17 protein-coding genes are annotated in these 18,417 nt (G+C 66.8%); 16 read left to right on the top strand and 1 reads right to left on the bottom strand.

What is annotated here, in order from left to right; translation table 11 throughout:
• Nucleotides 1-28: 28 nt before the first annotated feature.
• From VEC57_13255 to VEC57_13325, 15 genes are all read left to right on the top strand, one after another.
• On the top strand, nt 29-988 hold the full coding sequence (locus tag VEC57_13255) for an iron ABC transporter permease (protein HYC00095.1): 960 nt from the start codon (nt 29-31) through the stop codon (nt 986-988).
• 151 nt (nt 989-1,139) lie between these two features.
• Nucleotides 1,140-1,955 carry an ABC transporter ATP-binding protein gene (locus VEC57_13260; protein HYC00096.1) on the top strand — a complete coding sequence of 272 codons (816 nt, stop codon included), beginning with the start codon at nt 1,140-1,142 and terminating at the stop codon, nt 1,953-1,955.
• Nucleotides 1,956-2,036: 81 nt separating this feature from the next.
• Complete coding sequence (locus tag VEC57_13265; protein HYC00097.1) at nt 2,037-2,483, top strand: NADH-quinone oxidoreductase subunit A; 447 nt, start codon at nt 2,037-2,039, stop codon at nt 2,481-2,483.
• Nucleotides 2,470-2,970, top strand: a complete 501-nt coding sequence (locus tag VEC57_13270) for an NADH-quinone oxidoreductase subunit B family protein (protein ID HYC00098.1) — start codon at nt 2,470-2,472, stop codon at nt 2,968-2,970. The genes VEC57_13265 and VEC57_13270 overlap by 14 nt, the downstream gene beginning before the upstream one ends.
• Before the next feature lie 27 nt (nt 2,971-2,997).
• A complete protein-coding gene (locus tag VEC57_13275) occupies nt 2,998-3,507 on the top strand; it encodes an NADH-quinone oxidoreductase subunit C (protein HYC00099.1) in 510 nt (169 codons plus the stop codon).
• Nucleotides 3,508-3,519: 12 nt separating this feature from the next.
• On the top strand, nt 3,520-4,668 hold the full coding sequence (locus VEC57_13280) for an NADPH-quinone oxidoreductase (GenBank protein HYC00100.1): 1,149 nt from the start codon (nt 3,520-3,522) through the stop codon (nt 4,666-4,668).
• Complete coding sequence (nuoH, locus tag VEC57_13285) at nt 4,668-5,855, top strand: NADH-quinone oxidoreductase subunit NuoH (protein HYC00101.1); 1,188 nt, start codon at nt 4,668-4,670, stop codon at nt 5,853-5,855. The genes VEC57_13280 and nuoH overlap by 1 nt, the downstream gene beginning before the upstream one ends.
• Before the next feature lie 22 nt (nt 5,856-5,877).
• Complete coding sequence (locus tag VEC57_13290; protein ID HYC00102.1) at nt 5,878-6,423, top strand: NADH-quinone oxidoreductase subunit I; 546 nt, start codon at nt 5,878-5,880, stop codon at nt 6,421-6,423.
• Complete coding sequence (locus VEC57_13295; protein ID HYC00103.1) at nt 6,423-6,950, top strand: NADH-quinone oxidoreductase subunit J; 528 nt, start codon at nt 6,423-6,425, stop codon at nt 6,948-6,950. Before VEC57_13290 ends, VEC57_13295 begins: the two co-directional genes overlap by 1 nt.
• Nucleotides 6,951-7,092: 142 nt before the next feature.
• Nucleotides 7,093-7,404 (top strand): NADH-quinone oxidoreductase subunit NuoK, encoded by a 312-nt coding sequence (nuoK, locus tag VEC57_13300; protein HYC00104.1) that lies wholly within the window; start codon nt 7,093-7,095, stop codon nt 7,402-7,404.
• 18 nt (nt 7,405-7,422) lie between these two features.
• The gene (nuoL, locus tag VEC57_13305) at nt 7,423-9,651 is read left to right on the top strand and encodes an NADH-quinone oxidoreductase subunit L (GenBank protein ID HYC00105.1); all 2,229 of its coding nucleotides are present in this window, start codon (nt 7,423-7,425) and stop codon (nt 9,649-9,651) included.
• A 27-nt stretch (nt 9,652-9,678) separates the two neighbouring features.
• Nucleotides 9,679-11,175 (top strand): NADH-quinone oxidoreductase subunit M, encoded by a 1,497-nt coding sequence (locus VEC57_13310; GenBank protein ID HYC00106.1) that lies wholly within the window; start codon nt 9,679-9,681, stop codon nt 11,173-11,175.
• 9 nt (nt 11,176-11,184) lie between these two features.
• Entirely contained in the window at nt 11,185-12,675 is a 1,491-nt protein-coding gene (locus VEC57_13315; GenBank protein HYC00107.1) for an NADH-quinone oxidoreductase subunit N, read from the top strand.
• 28 nt (nt 12,676-12,703) lie between these two features.
• Nucleotides 12,704-13,723, top strand: a complete 1,020-nt coding sequence (locus VEC57_13320) for a hypothetical protein (GenBank protein ID HYC00108.1) — start codon at nt 12,704-12,706, stop codon at nt 13,721-13,723.
• A gap of 105 nt (nt 13,724-13,828) precedes the next feature.
• On the top strand, nt 13,829-16,429 hold the full coding sequence (locus VEC57_13325; GenBank protein ID HYC00109.1) for an NF038122 family metalloprotease: 2,601 nt from the start codon (nt 13,829-13,831) through the stop codon (nt 16,427-16,429).
• Nucleotides 16,430-16,509: 80 nt separating this feature from the next.
• Here VEC57_13325 and VEC57_13330 read toward each other — a convergent pair whose 3' ends face one another.
• Nucleotides 16,510-16,953, bottom strand: a complete 444-nt coding sequence (locus VEC57_13330; GenBank protein HYC00110.1) for a response regulator — start codon at nt 16,951-16,953, stop codon at nt 16,510-16,512.
• A gap of 195 nt (nt 16,954-17,148) precedes the next feature.
• Here VEC57_13330 and VEC57_13335 point away from each other — a divergent pair, with 195 nt between their 5' ends.
• Nucleotides 17,149-18,402, top strand: coding sequence for a CoA transferase (locus tag VEC57_13335; GenBank protein ID HYC00111.1), 1,254 nt, complete (start codon nt 17,149-17,151; stop codon nt 18,400-18,402).
• Nucleotides 18,403-18,417 lie beyond the last annotated feature (15 nt).

Here is an 18,417-nt window from a genome sequence, read left to right on the forward strand (position 1 = left end):
AGCACGCTGGGTGGCAGGTGTCGGCGCGATGGTCGCGGCGGCCGGGATCGCCGCGGTCTTGGGTGTCATCATCGGCAGCGTGCCGGTCGACTTCGCGGCAGCGTTGGCCGATGCCGGGACGGCCAGGACGATCCTGCTCGACCTGCGCCTGCCGCGCGTGATGCTGGCCGGTCTCGTCGGCGCTGCGCTGGCCGTCTCCGGCGCAGCGCTCCAGCCGGCGCTGCGCAACCCGCTGGCCAGCCCCGAAATCATCGGCGTTTCCGGCGGTGCCGCGCTGGCGGCGGTGGCCGCGCTGGCGCTGCTGCCCGCGGCCACGCTGACGCAGAACATCGTTCCGCTGATCTCGTTCGTCGGGGCCGCGGCCTCCATGCTGCTCGTCTACCAGCTCGCGCACGTTCGCGGCCGGCTCGACCCGTACGCGCAGGTTCTGATCGGCGTCATCTTCAATACGTTCGCCGCTGCGCTGATCCTGCTCATTCACGCGCTCGTGGACCTGAACCGCTCCCACTCCATCGTCTTCTGGATGATGGGCGGCATTGCCATCGAGCCGTATCCGGTGATCGCGCTGGTGGCGGTGGTGGTCGCGCTGGCGGCTGCGGCGCTCGCCGCCGACGCGCACTCCCTGAACCTGCTCTCGCTCGGCGACGACACGGCGCGCAATCTCGGCGTTGCGACGGACGCGGTGCGCAGGCGGGTGTTCGTGGCGTCCTCGCTGCTGGTGGGCGCGGTGGTTGCGCTGTGCGGGATCATCACGTTTGCCGGCCTGGTCGTGCCGCACGTCCTGCGGCGCATGCTCGGCAGCGACAACCGGCTGCTGATCCCCGCCTCGTTCTTCGGCGGGGCGGCGTTCCTGATCGCCTGCGATGCGCTGGCACGCTGGGTGAGCGCGCCCGCCGAGCTGCCCGTCGGTGCCATCACCGCGCTGACGGGGGCACCATTTTTCGTTTATCTGCTGCGACGCCGACCGTGGCGGGACGAATCGCTGTGAGCACCTACCGCCCCGCCCGCGCGAGCAACGTCTACGTGCTCGTCCCGCCGTCTTCCGCCTTCCGCCGAGCGGTGCCGGCGTCGGGGTCGGCGTCGGCGTCGGCGTCGGCGGGCCGACGTCAGGTCCACGTGCGTTCGCGCCGAGGTGCTCGATGACGACGGCGCTGGAGATGGCCGGCGTCAGCTTCGCCTATCCCGGCGGCGGGGCGCGAATCGCGGACATCGACGTCACCGTCCGCGTCGGCGGCACGCTGGCGATCGTGGGGCCGAACGGCTCCGGAAAGACGACGATGCTTCGGCTCGCCAGCGGCGCGCTCTCGCCGAGCAGCGGCCGAGTCCGCGTCTGCGGCGATCTGGACCCGGCAAGGGCGCCCGGCCGCGAGCTCGCACGCCGCGTCGCCGTCGTCGCGGCCCATACTCTTGCCGGCTTTCCCTACTCCGCCGAAGAAGTCGTGCTAATGGGCCGCGCCCCGCACGTCGAGGGGTTTCGCCTGGAGTCGCAGGAGGATCTGCGCATCGCGCACGCTTCGATGGAGGCGATGGACGTCTCGCACCTGGCGCAGCGCGACTTCGACAGTCTCTCGAGCGGCGAGAAGCAGAGGGTCGCCGTAGCGCGGGCGCTGGCGCAGCAGCCCCAGCTTCTTCTGCTGGACGAGCCGGCTGCATTCCTCGACATCAAGCATCAGGTGCAGCTCTACGACCTTCTCTGGCGCAGATGCCGCGAAGGATCGCTCACCGTGGTCTCGGTGCTCCACGACCTCAATCTTGCGGCCCTGTACTTCGAGTCGGTGGCGATGCTGCACGGCGGCCGAATCTTCGCGCAGGGAGCGCCGGGCGATGTCATCACCTACGCGAACGTGAAAGAGGTGTTCGAAACCGACGTGTACGTCGACCGCAACCACCTGACGGGGCATCTGAACGTCCTGCCCCTGCCGCTGGGCGTGGTGGCCTCGCCGAAGGGCCCGTGACGGTCTTTGCACAGACCCTTCGGAATTGACTTGCCGTAGGCGGGGTGTTACCCGAAAGTACTCGTAATCCAAAGGGTTTTGATGCAGTTCGATTACATAAACATCCCGATCTTTCTGGGATTGGGAGCCTTCCTGTGTGCCCTGATGATGGGGCTGGGCGCGCTCCTGCGACCTGCCAACCCCGAGCGCGCCAAGACGACCACCTACGAGTGCGGTGAAGTCGTCGAAGGCAACTCCTGGATCAACTTCAACATCCGCTTCTACGTCGTCGCACTCGTCTTCGTCATCTTCGACGTCGAGGTGGCGTTCGTCTACCCCGTCGTCGCGGTCTTCAAGCAGTGGGTTGCAGACGGGCGCGGACTCGTCGCTCTGACGGAAATTGCTCTCTTCATTGCCATCCTGGTTTGTGGTCTCGTCTACGTTTGGCGCAAAGGCGATCTGCAGTGGGTGAAGAAGGTAGCCGCCGCTCGCGCCCCGCAGGCTCCGCCGCCGACCGCGCCGGGAGGAAGAGTCTATGTCACTGATTAACAGCGTCCCGGAGATGGTGCTGACCACCAAGCTGGATCAGCTCCTGAACTGGACGCGCAAATCCTCGCTCTGGTACATGCTGTTCGGCCTTGCCTGCTGCGCGATCGAGATGATGCAGACGGGCGGGCCGCGCTCCGACCTCGATCGATTCGGCATGGCGCCGCGCGCCACTCCGCGCGTGTCGGATCTGATGATCGTGGCCGGCACGCTCACGCTCAAGATGGCGCTTCGCACCAAGGTGCTCTACGAGCAGATGCCCGACCCGAAGTACGTGCTGTCGATGGGAAGCTGCGCCAACTGCGGCGGCCTGTTCCAGCTCGCCTACTCGGTGTGCGACGGCGTCGACAAGATCATTCCGGTCGACGTCTACGTGCCAGGCTGTCCGCCGCGGCCGGAGGCGCTGACCGAGGGCCTGCTGCTGCTCCAGCAGAAGATGATGCAGGAGCGCTGGCTGGTGAAGGCGGACCGAAGCGCGGACGCAGCCTGAGACGAAGCGATCGAACACCAGGCGCCGATGGACATTCAAGCGATTCAAAAGCTGCTGCATGACCGGTTCGGCGCAGTGGTCGGGCACGTGGCCAGCGCCCGGCTGTTCGATTACATCGAGGTCGCACCGGACAGGATCGACGACGTCGCGTACTACGTTGCCACCGAGCCGGCGCTTCTCTTCGATTCGCTCAGCAACCTGTCGGCCTGCGATTACCCGCAGCGCGGCAAGATCCAGATCGTCTACGACCTCTACTCCTATACTCACGACCATACGCTGGTGCTGAAGGTCGACGCCGACCGTGCCAACCCGCGCGTGGCCACGGTCGAGCGCGTCTGGCCGGCGGCCAACTGGCACGAGCGCGAGGCGTACGACCTTCTCGGCGTCGTCTTCACCGGCCACAGCGATCTTCGCCGAATCCTGCTTCCGGACGACTGGGTCGGCCACCCGCTGCGCAAGGACTACGTGGAGGCGCCCGACTACCACGGCATCTCCACGATCCGCGAAAGCGTCCTCAACGTTCCGGGGCGCAACTAAGGAGCCGGTGCGATGTCGGTCGAGGTAGAATTCGCCGAGGGCGGCGAGGCATTCGGCACCGAAGAGATGACCCTGAACATGGGCCCGCAGCACCCGAGCACGCACGGGGTGCTGCGCTTCATCGTCAAGGCCGACGGCGAAGTGATGCGCGCGGCGGTGCCCGACATCGGCTACCTGCACCGCAGCATCGAGAAGATCGCCGAGAAGGTCGGCTGGCACGGCTTCATGCCCTACACCGACCGCGTCGACTACGTCGCCGCGATGACGACCAACCAGGCGTGGGCGATGGCCGGCGAGGCGCTCGGCGGCATCACCGTCCCGCGCCGCGGCGAGTATTGCCGCGTGATCGCGTGCGAGCTCGGCCGCATCTGCTCGCATCTGCTGGCCGTCGGCGCGATGGGCATGGACATCGGCGCCATCACGCCGTTCACGCACGCCATCCGCGAGCGCGAGCTGATCAACGACCTCCTCGAGGAGCTCTGCGGGTCGCGCCTGACGTTCAACTACATGCGCATCGGCGGCGTGGCCTGGGACCTGCCGCCCGGCTACGCGACGCGCGTTCGCCGCTTCCTCGACCACTTCGAGCCGATCGTCGACGAGTTCGACGACCTGCTCTCGAACAACAAGATCTACGTCGAGCGCCTCGCGAACGTCGCCGTGGTCTCGCGCGAGATGGCCATCGCCTACAACCTGGTCGGGCCCAACCTGCGCGCCAGCGGCGTGCGCTACGACCTGCGCAAGAACAGGCCCTACAGCGTGTACTCGGATTTCGAGTTCGACGTGCCGGTGGGCGAGGGAAAGTACGGAACGGTCGGCGACTGCTGGGACCGGTACGCCGTGCGCATCGAGGAGATGCGCCAGAGCGCGCGCATCCTGCGCCAGGCCATCGAGGGCATTCCCGAGGGGCCCGTGATCGCCAAGGTCCCGCGCAACTTCAAGCCTGCTCCGGGCGAGTTCCATTCGCGCGTGGAGACCGCGCGCGGCGATCAGAGCTGGTATGTGGTCTCCGACGGCTCGGAGTATCCCTACCGGGTGCACATCCGCACCGGGTCGTTCTCGGCCATGTCCATCGTCGATGCGCTCTCGCGCGGTCTCATGATCGCCGACCTCATCGCCGTGATCGCCAGCTTCGACATCGTCGCGCCCGAGGTGGACCGGTAATGCAGGCGTTTCTCGACAGCATCGCTGCCGGAATGGAAGGCATTCCGCACTGGCTGGTCTACGCCGTCGGCGCGATCACGTTCGGTGCGATCGTGGTGTTCGGCTTCATCCTTCCGGTGGCGGGCGTGACGAGCTGGGTGGAACGGCGAGTCTGGGCACGGATCCAGTCTCGCATCGGCCCCAACCGCGTCGGGCCCGGGGGCTTCCTGCAGTGGCTCGCGGACGGGCTGAAGAACCTGCTCAAAGAGGACGTGATTCCCGACGCGGTCGATCAGCCGCTGTTCCGCCTTGCGCCGTACGTGGTGGTGGCGGGATTCGTGGGCGCCTTCGTGGCGCTGCCGTTTGCCGGCTCGTTGATCATCGCCGACCTCAACATCGGCATCCTCTACGTCACGGCGGTGACGTCGCTGGTGGTGGTCGGCATCCTCATGGCCGGCTGGTCGTCGAACAACAAGTGGTCGATGCTCGGCGGCATCCGCTCGGCCACGCAGATCATCTGCTACGAGATCCCCGTCGGGCTGTCGATCTTTCCGGTCGTGCTGCTGTCGGGCACGCTGTCGATGCAGGGAATCATCGCCTCGCAGGGCTGGGCTCCGCACCAGTGGCACATGTTCCACAGCCCGTTCCTGTTCGGCGCGTTCCTGATGTTCTTCGTGGGCGCGCTGGCCGAAGGAAACCGGACCCCGTTCGATCTTCCCGAAGCCGAATCCGAGCTCGTCGCCGGCTTTGCCACCGAGTACAGCGGAATGCGATCGCTGCTGTTCTTCCTGGCGGAGTGGGGCAACCTCTACGTGATCGGTGCGCTGGTGACGACGCTCTTCATGGGCGGCTGGCAGGTGCCGGCTTTTACCGACGACGCCGTGCTGCTGACGGTCGCGCAGTTCGGCACGTTCTTCCTCAAAGCCTATTTATGGGTGTTCGTGGCGATGTGGATCCGCGCAACCCTGCCGCGCGTGCGCATCGACCAGCTGATGTCGCTGTGCTGGAAGTACATGGTGCCCATCGGGCTGGTCAACGTCATCGGCACCGCCGTCCTGATGGTAGCCATCCCCGAGGGCAGCGACGTCCTGCGCTGGGCCATGGTGGCCGTGGCGCTCTTCGTTCTCGTCAAGTTCGCTCTTCGCGTGCGCTATCACCTGCGCCGCGCCAATTACGGTCGCATGGGACTCGGAGCGGCCAGAGCCTGATATGGGTTACGTCGGAAACATCATGACGACCATGTCCACGATCTTCGAGGGCATGGCCGTGACGTTCTCGCACTTCTTCCGCACGCCGTACACGATCCAGTACCCGGATCGCATGCCGGTGCGCATCCAGGACACGCTGCCGTACCGCTACCGCGGGTTCCTGGAGGTCGACCTCGAGATCTGCACCGGCTGCCTTGCCTGCGAGCGCGCCTGCCCGATCGACTGCATCTACATCGAGGCCCGCAAGGACAAAGAAACCAAGCAGATGATCCTGGAGCGCTTCGACATCGACCTGGCCAAGTGCATGTACTGCGGCCTGTGCTCGGAGCCGTGCCCGACCGGATCCATCCATCATACGCGCGAGTTCGAAGGCGCCGACTTCTCGCTCGAGTCCATGGTGCGCCGCTACGTCAAGGTCCCGGTGCCGGCGTACAAGCCCAAGAAGAGCGGCGAGGACGATCCGGCCATCGTGCCAATCCTGGAGCGCGGCATGCGCTACGTGAACGAATTCGCCACGGCCGACTCGCCCGGCTCCAAGGTCGTCACGCCCGAGGAGGTCGAGCGCTGATGGATGCGGCCGCAGCCCCTGCGATGACTCCGGCCGATGCGATCTTCTACGCGGTGGCCGTGGTCGCGCTGATCGGCGGCCTCGGCGTGGCGCTGTCCAAGCACATCATCTACTCGGCGCTCTCGCTCATGATCTCGCTGATGGGCGTGGCCGGGCTGTTCCTGACCTTGTCGGCCGACTTCGTGGCCGGCGTCCAGCTTCTCGTCTACGTCGGCGGAGTCCTGGTGCTCACCCTGTTCGCGGTCATGCTGACCCAGGGCATCCAGGACGTGGCCGTCTCCAATCGCGGCGTGGGCCGGTTGGCGGGCGGGGCGATCACGCTGGCGGTGTTCATCGTGATGGCACGCGCCGTGACGGCGGCAACGTGGGCAACGGCCAAGGAGCCGCTGCCGCCGGTGTACTCGACCAACGCGGTGGGGGACCTGCTGCTCGGCAAGTACGTGCTGCCCTTCGAGGTGGCGTCGATCGTGCTGCTGGCAGTGCTGGTCGGAGCCGTCGTGCTGACACGGAAAGAGACTGTGGAATAGAACGGAGTCACGTCTTGCATTCGGGCATTCTGTGCTCGAAGCGGGTGGGCAACGTCGCTGAAAGTATGGGGTCACGTCGTGCAGCGCGCCCGCCGGCGCCAGGCACGACCGGACTGCGTCACAAGAGGGGACTTCGGACAAGATGGCTCCGGTCGGATTGCAGCACTATCTCCTCGTGAGCCTGGCCCTGTTCAGTCTGGGCCTGTTCTGCGTGCTCACCCGCCGCAACGCCATCGGCGTGCTGATGGGCATCGAGCTGATCCTGAACGCCGCCGCGATCAACTACGTTGCCGTCTCGCGCTACGGCGCGGGCAGCTTCGACGGCGACGTCTACGCCATCTTCATCATCATGCTGGCGGCGGCCGAGTCCGCCATCGGCCTGGCCGTCGTGCTCGGAATCTATCGCCGCATCCGCGGCGTGGACGTCTCGCGCATGACCGAGCTGCAGGGCTGAGCGGGGCAGGGCAGGGACATGGTCGAGCACGCCATCGATACCATCGCCGTCTCCAGCTCGCTGCGCTGGATCTGCCTGCTGCCGGCCATCGGCGCCGCGATCAACCTGATCTTCGGCCTGCGCATCCAGCGCTCGGTCGGGCGCCTGGCCGTGGCCGCGCTCGGAAGCGGCATGTCGATCGCGGCCTTCGTCGTGGTCGTCATGAACTTCCTGACGCTGCGCTCGATGCCGCCCGAGAGCCGCCTGCTCACGGACCACCTCTTCACGTGGATCGACATCGGCACGCTCGACGTCTCCATCGCGTATCAGTTCGACCCGCTTTCGGCGGTCATGTGCCTGGTGGTGACGGGCATCGGCAGCCTCATCCACATCTACTCCTACGGCTACATGGACCACGAGCCGGCGCTATGGCGGTTCTTCGGCCTGCTCAACCTCTTCATGTTCTCGATGCTGACGCTGGTGCTCGGCGAGAACGTGCTCCTGATGTTCGTGGGCTGGGAGGGCGTGGGCCTCTGCTCGTGGGGCCTGATCGGTTTCTGGCACTCCGACCACAACAACACGACGGCCGCCAACAAGGCGTTCCTGGTCAACCGCGTCGGCGATTTCGCGTTCATCTGCGGCACCTTCATCGTGTTCTGGACGCTGGTGGCCGAGGGGCACGGCACCCTCGTGTTTCGGGAGATGGCCGGCGTCGTCCAGCACCTGGACGGCCATTCACTGTGGGGCATTCCGGTCGCGACGCTGGCGACGCTGCTGCTCTTCATCGGCGCGACCGGCAAGTCGGCGCAGATCCCGCTCTACGTCTGGCTGCCCGATGCCATGGCAGGCCCGACGCCGGTCTCGGCGCTCATCCACGCGGCCACGATGGTCACCGCCGGCGTCTACATGATCGGCCGCCTGAACTTCCTGTTCTCGATGGCGCCCGACACGCTCCAGGTCATCGCCTTCGTCGGCGCGGCCACGGCGCTGTTCGCGGCCTCGATCGGCCTGACCCAGTTCGACATCAAGAAGGTGCTCGCCTACTCGACGGTCTCCCAGCTCGGCTACATGTTCCTGGCGATGGGCGTCGGCGCGTACGCCGCCGGCATCTTCCACCTCGTCACGCACGCGTTTTTCAAGGCCTGCCTCTTCCTCGGCTCCGGCTCCGTCATCCACGCCATGCACCACGAGCAGGACATGCGGCGCATGGGCGGCCTGCGCCGCTACATGCCGGTGACGTTCTGGACGTTCTTCATCTCGACCCTGGCCATCGCCGGCATTCCGCCGCTGGCCGGCTTCTTCTCCAAGGACGAGATCCTGTGGAAGGCGTTCCTGTCCAACCCGGTGCTGTGGGGCATCGGCGCCTGCGCCGCGTTCATGACGGCCTTCTACATGTTCCGCCAGGTCTTCATGACGTTCTTCGGCGAGTGCCGCGCCGATCATCACACCGTCGAGCACCTGCACGAGTCGGCGGCGCCGATGACGATGCCGCTGGTCGTCCTGGCCTTTGGCGCCATCACCGTAGGCTGGCTCGGCATTCCGCATGCGCTCGGCGGCAACAATCTGTTCGAGCAGTGGCTCGAGCCCGTGTTCGCGGCCTCGCACGTCGAGGCGCAGGGCCAGGGTGGTGCGCATGCGACCGCCGCGGCGCACGGCGAGGGCGCCCACGGCGCCGCGGCGCACGGGGAGGCCGCGCACGCCAAGGCTGCTCCTCCCGACTCCCACGGCAAGGGCGGCACCCACGGCGACCCTGCGCACGGCGAAGCGACTCACGGCGAAGGCGTCGTCGGCGGCGAGCATCACGACCTGACGACCGAGTACCTGCTGATGGGCGTGTCGATCGCGCTGGCGTCCACCGGCATCTTCCTGGCTTACCTCATGTACGGCGCGCGCCGCCTGAATCCCGACAGCTTCGCGCGAGTCGGCGGCGGGCTCCCCTACAGGCTCAGCTACAACAAGTATTACGTCGACGAGGTCTATCACGCGCTCTTCGTGCGCGGCGCCATCAACCTGTCGCGCGGTCTGGCATGGTTCGACGCCAAGGTGGTCGACGGCATCGTCAACCTCACCGCGACGATCACCCACGCGGCGTCGGCCTTCAACGGCGCGTTCGACAAATACGTCGTCGACGGCCTGGTGAACTTCACCGCCAGCACCTTCGACCGCGCCGGCGGCGCGCTGCGCCTGGTGCAGACAGGCAGCATCAACGCCTACCTCTACGTCATCCTGATCGGCGTCACCCTTACGCTCTTGGCCAACGCCTGGTAGCCGCGCGAAGCAGGCAGGACAGCAAACATGGACCATCTCCTCTCCTTGATGACCTTCATTCCGCTGCTGGGAATGTTCGTCGTGCTCGCCCTGCCGCGCGACAATCACCAGCTCATCCGCGTCACCGCGCTGGCGTTCACGATCCCGAGCTTCCTGCTCGGCATCTGGCTCTACCAGAACTTCGACCGCTCGCTCGTGACGATGCAGTTCGTCGAGCGTTTCCAGTGGATCCCGTCGTTCAACATCCAGTACATCATGGGCGTCGATGGCCTCTCGGTGACGATGCTGCTGCTCACCGCGCTGCTGTGCCCGATCTGCGTGCTGGCGGCGTGGGACATCGACAAGGGCGTCAAAGGTTTCTTCGCTCTCTTCCTGCTGCTCGAGACCGGCATGATGGGCGTGTTCGCCGCCCTCGACTTCTTCCTCTTCTTCATCTTCTGGGAGGTCATGCTGCTGCCGATGTATTTCCTCATCGGCATCTGGGGCGGCCCGCGCCGCGAGTACGCGGCCATCAAGTTCTTCCTCTACACGCTCGTGGGCTCGGTGCTGATGCTGGTGGCCATGCTGGCCCTGTACTTCACCAATGACCCGCACACGTTCGACATGATGGTGCTGATGGACAAGGCGCCTACCTACAGCCGGGCGCTGCAGTCATGGGCGTGGATCGCACTGTTCATCGGCTTCGCCATCAAGATTCCGGCGTTCCCGTTCCATACCTGGCTGCCCGACGCGCACGTGGAGGCGCCGACGTCGATCTCGGTCATCCTGGCCGGAGTGCTCCTGAAGATGGGCACCTACGGCATCCTTCGCATCTGCTTCCCGATCTTCCCGCTGGCCACGCAGGACTACGCGTTCTGGGCGCTGGCCGCGCTCGGCACCTGGAACATCGTCTACGGGGCCCTGTGCGCCATGGCGCAGGAGGACATGAAGAAGCTGGTGGCCTACTCCTCCATCTCGCACATGGGCTACGTCATGCTGGGCATGGCCACGCTGACGCCGCAGGGAATCAACGGCGCCGTGCTGCAGATGTTCAACCACGGCACCGTCACGGCCATGCTCTTCCTCATCGTGGGCGTGGTCTACGACCGCGCCCACCACCGGCGCATCGACGGCTTCGGCGGCCTGGCCTCGGTGATGCCGGTGTACACCGGCATCATGACCATCGCCTTCTTCGCCGCGCTGGGGCTGCCCGGTCTGTCGGCGTTCATCTCCGAAGTCCTGGTCCTGCTCGGGGCGTGGCAGTACAACCAGGCGCTCACCGTGGTCGCCGCTTCGGCGGTGGTGCTGACGGCGGCCTACATGCTGTGGATGCTCCAGCGCGTCTGGCTTGGCCCCGTCAACGAGAAGTACGCCGACCTGCCCGACGTCAACATGCGCGAGAAGGTGATGTTGGTGCCGCTGGCGATCATCGTCATGATCCTCGGCGTCTACCCGCACGCCGTCCTCGACCTGATGAACCCGACGCTGGTCGCGCTCAACGGCATCGTGCGCGACGCCACTCCCGCCGTCGCCTTGCTGCAGTAAGGACGGCCGATGGACCTGAGCAACGTCGAGTCGCTGCGCTACCACTGGCCCGAGCTGATCCTGGGTGGCGGCAGCATTCTGATCCTGCTGCTCGAGGTGACCACCAGGCTGCGCGAGCGCCTCGGCGAGATCGCGCTGCTGATCGCGGCGCTGGCACTGTTCGCCGTCGGCTACACGGCGGGCTCCGATCAGGGGTATCTGTTCAACAAGATGGTCGTCCTCGACGGCTTCGCGTTGTTCTTCAAGATCGTGCTCGGCCTGGCCGCCATCGGCGCGATCTGGATGTCGACCGGCTCGCGCGAGCTCCAGGGCGAGCACCCCGGGGAGTACTATTCGATCCTGCTGGCCAGCACCCTCGGCATGTACTACATGGCCTCGAGCACGAACCTCCTGATGGCGTATCTCGCCCTCGAGTTCGTCAGCCTGACCTCCTACATCCTGGCTGGCTTCCTGCGGCACAAGCCGCGCGGCTCGGAGGCCTCCCTCAAGTATCTGATCTACGGCGGCGTCTCCTCGGGCGCGATGGTCTACGGCCTGAGCCTCATCTACGGCCTGACCGGCTCGCTCGACTTCATCGAGGTTGGCCGCAGCCTCGGCACGCTCATCCAGACGCCCGGCAACGGCGCCATCATCTTCATCGCGCTGGTGCTGTCGCTGGTCGGCTTCGGCTACAAGATCGCGATGGTGCCGTTCCATCAGTGGAGCCCGGACGTCTACGAGGGCGCGCCGCTTCCGATCACGGCGTTTCTCGCCGTCGGCTCCAAGGCCGCGGGGCTGGCGCTGCTGATCCGCTTCTTCTACCCAGGCCTCAGCCATGCCGGCGGCGACGGAACCTGGGTGCCGATTGCCGGCGTCGACTGGCCCTCGCTCATGGTCGTGGCGGCGATGGTGACGATGACCGTCGGCAACCTGACGGCGCTTCGTCAGGACAACGTCAAGCGGCTGCTCGCGTACTCCTCCATCGCGCACGCCGGCTACCTGCTGATGGGCTTCGTCGCGCTCTCGGACACCGGGCTGCGCGCGATGCTGTTCTACACGGTCGTCTACTACCTCATGAACCTCGGTGCTTTCGCCGTGCTGATGACGGTGATGAACGGCTCAGGCGGTCGTGAGGACATGGGCGCATTTCGAGGGCTTGCGTGGCGCGGCGGCGCGCTGCCGGCGGCGGCGATGCTGATCTTCTGCTTCTCGCTGGCCGGGTTGCCGCCGTTCGCAGGGTTCGTCGGGAAGATGTACCTGTTCGCGGCGGTCGTCGAGAAGCAGATGTGGCTGCTGGCACTGGTGGCGGCGGCCAACAGCGTGGTCGGGCTCTACTATTACGCGCGCATCGTCAAGGCTATGTATCTGGAGGCGCCGGTCGATGGCGACCCGGTGATCGTCATGGATGCGAGCAATGCGGTGCTGGTGGGCATGATGGTGCTCGGCACCATCATCTTCGGGCTGTACTGGACGCCGGTGGTATCGTTCGCGGACCGCTCGCTCGTCTTTTTCGGCAGCTGAAGCGACAACCGATCTACGAGGTGCAGGCATGAATGTTCTTGTCCGTGGAGTGTTCGCTGCGGCGCTGGTCGGGTTGTTCCTGCTTCCTTTCGTTCTGCCGGGATGCGGTCCGGGTGGCGGCGACCCGGACCTCGGGACGGCCGATTTCTTCCTGCAGAACGACGGCACCAAAACCATCACGGAGCTCACGTTCACCGTGAACCCTCCGGCCGGCGTGGAGTTCGAGCGCCCCAACGGCCTCTGCGAAGGGCCTGCCGGTGAAGCCGCCAGCTTCGGCATCGCGCCGGCTGCAGCAGCCGTGCACGGCATGCCGACGGCCGCGCTTCCCGCTGCGACGGCTGCGTCCACCAGCACGACGATGCCCGGGACCGGCGCCGGCGGCACCTGCGACCACAACGGCGTGCGTGAGGGCTTCGAGGAGTGCGACGACGGCGACCTCGACAACACGGATGCCTGCACCACCGACTGCGAGGTGCAGTGCGCGGGCGGCGCGCCCGACACGCGCGTCGATGCGGGCGAGGAATGCGACGACGGAAACGCCGTCGATGGTGACGACTGCAGCAACGAGTGCCAGAAGAAGTCTTTGATCGCCGCGTCGGTGTCCTCCACCGGAATCCTGACCGTCACCATCATCGATCGCGCGGGCATCGATACGGACGACGACGAGCCGATCGTTCGCTGCTCCTACGAGGGCGACGGCGCCGACATGATCATCGACATCGAGAGCTGCGTCACCAGGCAGAACGGCGTCTGCAATGCCAGCGTCATCGCCGATCTGACGATCTCCATCGACACGACGACCACCACCACCGAGGAGGCCGAATGCGGCAATGGGGACGTCGAGGAAGACGAGGAATGCGACGAAGGCGAGGACAATAGCGACAACGGCCCATGCACGGAGGATTGCCAGGACGCCGCCTGTGGCGATGATCTGGCCTGCACCGAAACCGGATGCACGACTGGTCCGGCCAACGGCAGGGAGGAATGCGACGGCGACGACGATTCCGCCTGCGAAGGCCAATGCCAGTCGGATTGCTCCTGTCCCTGACCGGCGCCGCCGGGCAAACGGCGCCGCAGCGATGGACCTGGGCCTGCCCGGCACGTAAGACCTCGGCGCCGCAATCGCGCCCGGTGCGATGGCAGGGGGAGGGCAATGTCCGAATCACGGCGTCGATGGCGCGCGCAGACGATGGCGGCGGTCCTGTGCTTCACCGCGATCTGCCGTGTGGGGCATGCGTCGCAGGCCCTCGAGGTTCCTTGCGCGACCGCGCAAAGTCCTGATCCGTTGCCGCTGGCGGTCAGCGCCGCCGAGCTCGCCGCCGCTCGGCGCGTGGTACCGCGCGAAACCGGCTTCGACATCGTCGTCACGGCGGGAGCCGCGCTTTCCGCCAACGCGGCGGCGATGGCGGCGTTCGAGCGCGCGGTGCAGCAATGGGAGGCGCTCTTTACCGATCCCATCAGCGTCAACATCAACGCCAACCTCGCCAATCTCCAGAGCGCGAACACGATTGGCACGACCGCCGCCGTCAAGCTGCAGACCGCATACGACGGCATGCGCAACGCTCTTGTCGGCGACGCAGCCGACGAGTCCGACGATTCCATCGTGGCGTCGCTGCCCACGTCGGCGCAGTTCGGCTACCTGATGCCCAGCGGCTTCACGCGCGCGAACGTATTCGGGACCAAGGCCAACCTGAAGGCCCTCGGCTTCGCCGGGCTGGACGGCAGCTTCGGCGCCAGCGACGGCACCATCACGCTCAACAGCCAGTTCTCGTTCGACTACGACAATTCCAACGGCGTCAGCGCCGGCACGCTCGACTTCGAGACCGTGGTCGCGCACGAGATCGGGCATCTGCTCGGCTTCTCCTCTTGCGTCGACACCATCGACAATCTTGTCGAGAGCGGGAGCAGCGGTGCGGCGGTCGATATCGGAACGCTCGATCTCCTGCGGTTCCGCCGGGCCGCGCCGGACAATCCGGCCACGGCGGCGCAATTCACCACTTTTCCTCGCAGCATGACCTACGGGACCGACGACATCACCGACGACATCGACGGCGAAGCCCGCATGTCCACCGGCGCCTTTCACGGCGACGGCCGTCAGGCGAGCCACTGGAAGGACGACTCGCTGACCGGCTCGCACATCGGCCTGATGGATCCGACGCTGGGCAGCGGGCAGGTGTTCACCATCACCGCCAGCGACGTGCGCGCGCTCGATCTCATTGGCTACGAGACGGCTCCCTGTGGCGACGGCAATGTCGATGCGGGCGAGGACTGCGACGACGGCAACCGGCAGGACGGTGACTGCTGCTCGTCGGGCTGCTTCTACGAGAGCGCCGGCGCCGCCTGCGCCAGCGACGGCAACGTCTGCACGGACGATACCTGCGACGGCGCCGGGAGTTGCACGCACGCCGCCAACGCCGCCTCGTGCGAGGACGGCATCTTCTGCAACGGTCCCGACGTCTGCAGCGGCGGCATATGCACGCACGCCGGCGATCCGTGCAGCGGCGGCGGCGAGTGCAACGACATCTGCAACGAGGCCGCCTCCAACTGCCAAGAGCCCGCCGGCACACCATGCGCCAGCGACGGTAACGTCTGCACGGCCGACGTCTGCGGGTCCGGCTCGTGCACTCATGTCGCCGCTGCGGGTCCGTGCGATGACGGGCTCTTCTGCAACGGCACCGACGCCTGCAGCGGCGGAGCCTGCTCGGTGCACAGCGGCGACCCCTGCACGACCGGCGGCGAGTGCTCGGCGGCCTGCAACGAGGACGCCAATGCCTGCGGCGACAGCAATGGGGCCGCCTGCAGTGATGACGGCAACCCGTGCACCAGCGACGTGTGCAGCGGCAATGTGTGCACGCATCCGCCGACCTCCGCGGCGTGCGACGACGGCGTCTTCTGCAATGGCGCCGACTCGTGCAGCGGCGGCACCTGCACCGTGCATTCCGGCGATCCGTGCGTGGGGGGCGGCGAATGCGCCAACGTCTGCAGCGAGAGCGCCGACGCCTGCAGCGCGCCGGCCTCGACTCCATGCACCGACGACGGCGACGTCTGCACCATCGACGCCTGCGACGGCGACGGCTCGTGCTCGCACGTCTTCGACGGCAGTCTCGATCCCGCCTGCGACGCCTGTCCGCCCTCGCCCGAAGCCGGATGCCGCGTCAGCAGCCGCGCAAGCCTCGTCATCGGCAATAGCGACATCGACGGCGCCGACTCGCTGTCGTGGAAGTGGCTGGCCGGCCAGGCGACGACGCAAGAGGAGCTCGGGGCCCCCGATTCCGACACGGTCTACCGGCTGTGCGTCTACGTCGGCGACGGCGTTGCCGCGTCGCTCGCGGCCGAGCTGGCCGTCGACCATCCCACCGGATGGACGAGCAAGTCGCCCAAGGGCTGGAGCTACATGGAACAGACCGGAAGCCAGTCCGGTGTGAGCGGCATCAGGCTGGGCGCCGGTCCGGATGGCCGCGCCAAGCAGCAGTGGAAGGCGCGCGGCGAGCAGACCGTGCTTCCCGAGCCGGTCGACGAACAGCGGTATTTCCACCCGTCCGCAGTGGTCGTCGTGCAGGCGAGACACAGCCTGGGCCAGTGCTGGACGAGCGCGTTCGCGGCCGCCGCCATGAAGCTGAACCTGCCGCCCAAGGTCAAGGCTTCTTCAGAGCTGTGCGGCGACCACACCGCGATCGGTCTGGAGCAGTGTGACGGCAGCGACGACGAGGCCTGCCCTGGGGAATGCGACGCCGACTGCTCCTGCCTGCCCTGAGCACGTTCCCGTCGGTGCACCGCCGAGGACGTCGCTGCTCGGGCGCAGCCGCGAGCGGCAGAGAAGTGTTCCCAGGGCCGCTAGTCGACGGCGACGATCTCGATCCCGTAGCCAGTCACCGTGGAGACGAGCTCCAGGAATGCCTCGAAGGTCACGGGCTTGGAGATGAACGAGCTGCCGCCGAGCTCGTAGGTTTGATGGACGTCTTCCTCCACCTGCGACGTGGTCAGGACGAAGACGGGGATGTTGCGGAGGTCTTCATCCGCCTTGATGGCGGCCAGGCACTCGCGGCCATCCATCTTCGGCATGTTCAGGTCCAGCAGGATCAGCCCCGGCCGCGGCGACGTCCATGGCTCGGCGTATTTGCCCCGGCGCTTGAGGTAGTCCATCAGCTCCTCGCCGTCGGGGACGAAACGCAGCTCATTGGCCAGGCGACGCTCCTCGAGTGCCTCCTGCGTCAGCATGCGGTCTTCCTCGTCGTCGTCGGCGATGAGGATGACGATGGGTGTGCGATCAGCCCTCACGGTGAGCGCTTCCTCCTTGGATCCCTGGCGACTGTGGTGCGCTAGGCGCGTCTCGGCAGAGACGACCCCGAACAGGGAGTTTCGTACCATGGCGGCAGCGCAGTGTGTAGAGCAGGGAATCCATTGGGGCGGGCCGGCGGCGTGCCGCGCGCCGGCCCGCACAGCACCGGGCTCGGGTCGATCGGTGTCGCCGTCGTGAAGGTGACGTTGCCGGGACCCGCGCTCAAGGAGAACGCGATGCTCGAAGGCGTTCGAGTCGTGGAAATGGGTGTCTGGGTGGCCGGTCCAGCCGCCGGCGGGATCATGGCGGATTGGGGCGCCGAGGTCATCAAGATCGAGCCGCCCTCGGGCGACCCCATGCGGGCCTTCTTCCAGCTCGCCATCGGCAGCGAGGTGCCCCACAACCCGCCTTTCGACCTCGACAACCGCGGCAAGAAGAGCGTCGTGCTCGATCTTCGCAGCGACGCCGGGCGCCAGGCGGCCCTGCGCATCATCGCGACGGCCGACGTGTTCGTGACGAACATGCGTCCGGCCGCGCTGGCCAGGCTCGGCCTGTCCCATCACGAGCTGCTGACGCGGTTTCCGCGCCTGGTCTACGCCAGCATCACCGGCTTCGGTCTGGAGGGAAGGGAGGCCGACCGTGCCGGCTACGATATCGGCGCGTTCTGGGCTCGCTCCGGCATCGCCGATCTTTTTCGCACCTCCGATCAGCCGCCGCTGGCGCTGCGTGGCGGCTTCGGCGACCACGTCACGGGCATCTCGGCGGTGGCGGGCATCCTGGCTGCGCTGCTCGAGCGCGGCCGCAGCGGACGGGGCCAGCTGGTGGAGACCTCGCTGCTGCGCGCCGGTATGTACTGCATAGGCTGGGACCTCGGCATCCAGCTCGTCTACGAGAAGCTGCGCAGGACGCTGCCCCGCCACGAAAGCGACAACCCGATGGTCAACTGCTACCGGGCCGGCGACGGTTCCTGGTTCTGGCTGATCGGTCTGGAGGGCGACCGCCATTTCCCGGTGCTGTGCAAGGCCATCGACCATCCCGCGCTGGCCGCCGACCCGCGCTACGCCACGCCGAAGGACCGCCGCATCAACCGCCGCCAGCTCATCGCCGAGCTCGACGCGATCTTCGCGCAGCGAACTCGCGCGCAGTGGGCGGAAAGCTTCGACCGCGAGGAGGTCTGGTGGGTGCCGGTACAGACGCCGGCCGAGGCCGTGGCGGATCCGCAGGTGCTGAGCAATGGCGGGATCGTCGAGGTGGAAGGCCGCCAAGGTGCGGCGGCGCAAAAAGCGGTGAACACGCCCGTGAGCTTTCGCGCGCCGCACTCGGCAGCGCTGCCCTCTTCGCCCATGCCTCGCCGCGCGGTGCCCGCGCTGGGCGAGCACACGGTCGAAGTGCTGCGCGATGCGGGCATGGCCGAGGCGGAGATCGAGGCGCTTACGAAACGGGCCTGAGACGGCGCGACCGCC

The organism is Candidatus Limnocylindrales bacterium, from assembly GCA_035626395.1.
Lineage (GTDB): Bacteria > Desulfobacterota > Binatia > UBA1149 > CAITLU01 > DASPNH01.

Bases quoted from the DNA above. Each gene is read 5' to 3' on its own strand.
- VEC57_13310 (HYC00106.1), top strand. From the start codon at position 9,679: ATGGACCATCTCCTCTCCTTGATGACCTTCATTCCGCTGCTGGGAATG.
- nuoL (HYC00105.1), top strand. From the start codon at position 7,423: ATGGTCGAGCACGCCATCGATACCATCGCCGTCTCCAGCTCGCTGCGC.
- VEC57_13280 (HYC00100.1), top strand. From the start codon at position 3,520: ATGTCGGTCGAGGTAGAATTCGCCGAGGGCGGCGAGGCATTCGGCACC.
- VEC57_13315 (HYC00107.1), top strand. From the start codon at position 11,185: ATGGACCTGAGCAACGTCGAGTCGCTGCGCTACCACTGGCCCGAGCTG.
- VEC57_13275 (HYC00099.1), top strand. From the start codon at position 2,998: ATGGACATTCAAGCGATTCAAAAGCTGCTGCATGACCGGTTCGGCGCA.
- VEC57_13325 (HYC00109.1), top strand. From the start codon at position 13,829: ATGTCCGAATCACGGCGTCGATGGCGCGCGCAGACGATGGCGGCGGTC.
- VEC57_13295 (HYC00103.1), top strand. From the start codon at position 6,423: ATGGATGCGGCCGCAGCCCCTGCGATGACTCCGGCCGATGCGATCTTC.
- VEC57_13255 (HYC00095.1), top strand. From the start codon at position 29: ATGGTCGCGGCGGCCGGGATCGCCGCGGTCTTGGGTGTCATCATCGGC.
- VEC57_13320 (HYC00108.1), top strand. From the start codon at position 12,704: ATGAATGTTCTTGTCCGTGGAGTGTTCGCTGCGGCGCTGGTCGGGTTG.
- nuoK (HYC00104.1), top strand. From the start codon at position 7,093: ATGGCTCCGGTCGGATTGCAGCACTATCTCCTCGTGAGCCTGGCCCTG.
- VEC57_13265 (HYC00097.1), top strand. From the start codon at position 2,037: ATGCAGTTCGATTACATAAACATCCCGATCTTTCTGGGATTGGGAGCC.
- VEC57_13290 (HYC00102.1), top strand. From the start codon at position 5,878: ATGACGACCATGTCCACGATCTTCGAGGGCATGGCCGTGACGTTCTCG.
- nuoH (HYC00101.1), top strand. From the start codon at position 4,668: ATGCAGGCGTTTCTCGACAGCATCGCTGCCGGAATGGAAGGCATTCCG.
- VEC57_13270 (HYC00098.1), top strand. From the start codon at position 2,470: ATGTCACTGATTAACAGCGTCCCGGAGATGGTGCTGACCACCAAGCTG.
- VEC57_13260 (HYC00096.1), top strand. From the start codon at position 1,140: ATGACGACGGCGCTGGAGATGGCCGGCGTCAGCTTCGCCTATCCCGGC.